General features: G+C 27.4%; 2 protein-coding genes. One reads left to right on the top strand and one right to left on the bottom strand.

Features of this window, described 5'->3' with window-relative positions; all coding sequences use genetic code 11:
• The first annotated feature begins 15 nt into the window (after window positions 1–15).
• The gene (locus AA089_RS22665) at window positions 16–3,081 is read left to right on the top strand and encodes a hypothetical protein (protein WP_046759311.1); all 3,066 of its coding nucleotides are present in this window, start codon (window positions 16–18) and stop codon (window positions 3,079–3,081) included.
• Here the strand turns inward: AA089_RS22665 and AA089_RS22660 are convergent.
• The gene (locus tag AA089_RS22660; RefSeq protein WP_082113464.1) at window positions 3,078–4,139 is read right to left on the bottom strand and encodes a glycosyltransferase; all 1,062 of its coding nucleotides are present in this window, start codon (window positions 4,137–4,139) and stop codon (window positions 3,078–3,080) included. The two genes, AA089_RS22665 and AA089_RS22660, sit on opposite strands and share 4 nt — an antisense overlap.
• Between the last annotated feature and the right edge of the window lie 15 nt (window positions 4,140–4,154).

Genomic DNA, 4,154 nt, shown 5'->3' with positions numbered 1-4,154 from the left:
GGATAACTAATTATTATGGATAGTTTTTGGAATAGTATCGATAGTGATCAATTTCAAGAGATTGCTTATGCGTATGCTAGGTTTCTCAAACCAGAGTGGAATTGGAAGGCAACAAAAGGTACAAATTATAATTCTCAAAATGATAAATTAATACCTAAAACTAATACCAAAGATTTAATAAAAAAAAACGCTTGGTATGAAGCAAAATACGCTAAAGACAGTAGTCACGAAATACCATTAGGGAAAGTAGCAGCAACAGTACTTATAGGATTTAATAATGTTGATGTTGAATCAATTCTTATTGTTACTAATGCAAAATTTGCAACAAAAACAATTTTTGAGATTCAAAAAATATTGAATAATAGGATCATTTTCGTATTGGGAGACGAATTGAAATCTTGGGTTTTAGATGAAAAACAGAGAAGGTTAGTTCAAAAATATGGTTTAATTACGGATAAAAATACGCCGTTAACATCCAATATTTCCTTACTGAATGATGTTTTTATCACAAAACCCAATATAATTTATAATGCTATTTCTACTTCTACAGAAACTCTTATCATTGGAGAAGAGTATATTTTACAATGTGTAATAAGCATACCTTTATCTACAAAACAGTCGAGTTTTACATTTAAAATAATTAATACTTCCGAATATATTTCTATAAATAGAAAAGATGATATTACTATTTCCCAACTAGGCATTGGCCTAATTTCAATACCATTTACACCAATAAAAGAGGGAAGTTTTTCGGGATCTTTATTGTCTTTATTTGAAAATGAGCATGGTGTATCATTGCCTATTGAAAAAAGTATTGCTACTCGTTATAATAAAAATATCTTACTAGAAATAAGGAGTCAGATAGACTGTGAATTCAATTTACTCCAAGGATATAATAACTTTATTGAAAACAGTGGTACTTTCTTATTTGCGATAAGAGGCTTGTCGGGAAGTGGAAAATCGTGGGTTATCGAAAATTTTATTCATTCCAAAAAGGGAAAGTTAGATACTATATATTTGAAATTTGTTAACAATGAGTTGGCAAATAGCAAATTACTTATCGAATTATTAGTTTTCTTAGTATTTGGAAGTTCCTTTGCTAATTCTAAATTTGATGATGAGGACATTAATAACATAGAATTAATTAATAATTATAACAAGCATCATACAACATACTTAAGATATTTAATTGATAGAGATGATATACTACAATATGTAGATTCACTACTTAACACCAATGTAAATCTTATACCATATTCTAATATTAATGATCATAGACTTTTGGTTTTAGATGATTTACAATTTCTAAATATTAAATCTGCTAAACTACTTTATAAAATATTAAAAAGCTTAACTAAAAGTAATCATACTACCTTTATAATAACTGCGCAGAGAGAATCAAATTTATCGTATGAAGAATTGGAAAATTTTATCATTAAGTTTTCTTATGTGAATGTTCAAAAGATAAAAATAGAAATCGATGACGTAAAGCATCTCTTAGAGTGTTATGATATTGAAAATTTACCTAAGAGAATTTTAGATAAATTAATTGACAATATTTTTATACTTAAAAAGTTCATTTCAATAGTAAAAAACGAGAAGGAAACTGATACTTTGAAGTTGCTTTCAAAAAAAGAGGTAAAGGCTCTTTTAGCAAATAATGATGCTTTTTACAAAGAAACCTATGATCTACTCAATAAGGAAGAAAAAAAAATAACAGATATCATTTATTTTTTTAATATTGGAATAAAACCCAAATATCTACTTAAAAAATTTAGAGAAAAATCTTTAGACAAGCTCATTCAGAAGAAAGTGATTAAATATGATTACTTAAGAGAATCTTACACTCCTTTTCATGATATCTATTTAGAAAAATTTATCTCTTTGATTAAGAAAAATTCAAAGCATCTTTATGAATATGCAGCATATCAAAAAAAGAAAAATAAGACTTTAGATTATTTAAGTATTATTCCAAACTTTCCTACGAAATTCATTCAAAATAAAGATTTTTTCATTAAACAAATCGGTAAATACCATAAAAAACAAAACTTTTTCAATGTACATTACATATTAAAAAGGTATTTTTCATTAAATCCTGATGCAAATAATATAGGAACGGATTATGAAGCTGGTCTTCTCTTCTTTTATTATGGCTATGCTAGCTTTAATGTGGGAGCTAATGACGGTAGAGAGCTTTATTTAAAAACATATTCATTGTTAAAAGATAGTCGAAATCCTCAAGAAAATAGTCTTGCCATGATGGCGCTTTCAGAAATTGCAAACTGTGATTACTGGAATTTAAATATAAAAAGCATAGAAGAAAAATATAAAATAATATACTCAAACTTTATATCAAAAGTTACTAAGAATGAGTTTGATATGAAAGCTTTTTCTACAATTACTATTCGATACTATGCCACACGATTTTTCATGGATGATTATCATAGAGCCGAACATATTTTTAATGAATATAATACTATTATTAAAAAAATAAAGAATATAAAAGCAAGTTCATTAAGCCTTACGAAAGCTATTAACTGTTTTGAAATATCTCCCTCAGAATCCTATGAATCTCTAAAAGAGATTACTAAAAAATTGTCTCGTAAAACACCTGCGAAAACAAAACTTATATTTAAGTCATATTTGGGGAAAATGGGATTTTTACTAGGTTACACAGGAATAGATTTACTAGAAAATGCAATAAAGGAAGGACAAGAAAATAATTTGACATACAATACTAAAATGGTAAAACTAAAGTTGGGGCTATGTTATGGGGTTCAGAAAAAATATAATAAATTAAAAAAAATCTTGGACGAAGTAATAGATGTAAGAGACTATCCGATATTCCCTCAGGGAATATTTTACAATTTAAAAGCATTACTATCTTTAGCCGATGGCGATTATAAAAGTGCATTAGCTAGTTTGGAAAAACAAAAAAAATGCTTTGAAAGTCTAGGTCCTAGTTACCAAAAAAAGAACCTCCACAACAGAAAATATATTTCAACACGTCCTAAAGAAATTGAAGTAGACTTTATTTTTGATGATACTAAACAATCATTTTGTCTAGAATCTAGATTTTAAAGTAATGTCTTTATTGGTATAATATTAGCACTCATATCTAGAATATAGTCTTCATGCCTTCTAACATCATTAAAAACTAAAAAATTATTCGTCAACTGATCAAAATGTGTGCAAATCCACAGTATTTTTTTTGTTGATTTAAGTATGGAATGCGGTAAAACATCATGCAATATTATTGAAGGATCTTGCAAATCAGTTACTTTTAACATAAAATGAGTATTTTTAATCTGAAGCTTGTCTAAGAATTCAGATAAATCATATAGAATACTACAATCCACAATGTGATACCCATTAAAATCTCTGAAATACTTGTTGGAAATTATTTCATCACATAAGTCATCACAAATGAAGTCTCCATAAGTTGCCCAATATTTAGTAATCTCTTTTCTGGGTTTATTTTGAATTTTTTTTCGAAAAAGACTATGAAAATGATAACCTTTAGATGCTGGTAAGCAACATAAATCATGTCCGTTAAATTTAATCCTTGTGGAAAACTCCATGCCACTCATTTGATGTATATAATATTCATCATAATAGCCAACCTGTTTCACTATATCAACAGGATACATCGCAAAACCAGCAGATAAAGATTGTCTTTCCATTGGTTTCGTATAGTTTTGTAAAATTCCTTTATACATACCATAAGTATCCCAATACTCATGAAAAATATGTCCCGTAGACTGAATTCTATTGGTTTGAGGATACACTAGCAGTCCTTGCACAGCACCATAATTTTTATTTTTTTCCATAAAATTATATATGCCTTTTAAATCCTTTTCAGTAGTTAGAATATCTGAATCCATTTTAAATACATACTTTGTTTTAACTTCTTTTAGAAGTATATTCATGGCAACTGGATAGCGTAAAATCTTATCCGACTTAATAATCTTTACATCTCCCTTACGCTCAGCATAATCTTCAATAATTAGAATAGTCTGCACATTTAACATTCCATTAATTAATAATAATTGTTTGCATCTTATTTTTTCTAAGCTATTTAATAAGTTTATGATGAATGGCTTTGAGTTGTTTAATATAATTGCAATTGAGAGTTCCATAATAATTAGTTATCC

Origin of the sequence: Kordia jejudonensis (assembly GCF_001005315.1) — a bacterium.
GTDB classification, from domain to species: Bacteria; Bacteroidota; Bacteroidia; order Flavobacteriales; family Flavobacteriaceae; genus Kordia; species Kordia jejudonensis.
The sequence above is the reverse complement of the archived record's forward strand: the minus strand, read 5'-3'. Positions and strand labels throughout refer to the sequence as shown.

Bases quoted from the DNA above. Each gene is read 5' to 3' on its own strand.
- AA089_RS22665 (WP_046759311.1), top strand. From the start codon at position 16: ATGGATAGTTTTTGGAATAGTATCGATAGTGATCAATTTCAAGAGATT.
- AA089_RS22660 (WP_082113464.1), bottom strand. From the start codon at position 4,139: ATGGAACTCTCAATTGCAATTATATTAAACAACTCAAAGCCATTCATC.